1 protein-coding gene is annotated in these 263 nt (G+C 75.7%); it reads left to right on the top strand.

Annotation, left to right across the window (positions count from 1 at the left end; translation table 11 throughout):
* The coding region (locus SM753_RS20760; protein WP_323192948.1) for a hypothetical protein at positions 1 to 263 on the top strand (263 nt) is incomplete at both ends.

The following is a 263-nucleotide window of genomic DNA, read 5'->3' as shown; positions in this document are numbered from 1 at the left end:
AGCGGCCGGTCGGGCGTGCCGACGGGTACGACGTCCGAGTGCTCCTCGTGGCGAGCGTGCTGGTCGTCGTCGTCGCCGCGACGGTGTCGATGGTGCTCGCGACGGGCGGGACGACCCTCGGGTTCGACAGCGTCGCGCCAGCGGACGCGGAGCAGGGCGGCATCGTCGCGGGCGAGTCGAGCGCGGTCGGCGTGTCGCTCTCGAACGCGGGCGCGCTGCCGAGCGTCGCCGTCGTGGAAGCGTCCGGGCCGCACGCGAGCGTG

It is taken from the genome of Halostella sp. PRR32, assembly GCF_034808085.1.
Taxonomy (GTDB): domain Archaea; phylum Halobacteriota; class Halobacteria; order Halobacteriales; family Natronoarchaeaceae; genus Halostella; species Halostella pelagica.
This window is presented reverse-complemented; position numbering and strand designations above follow the sequence as displayed.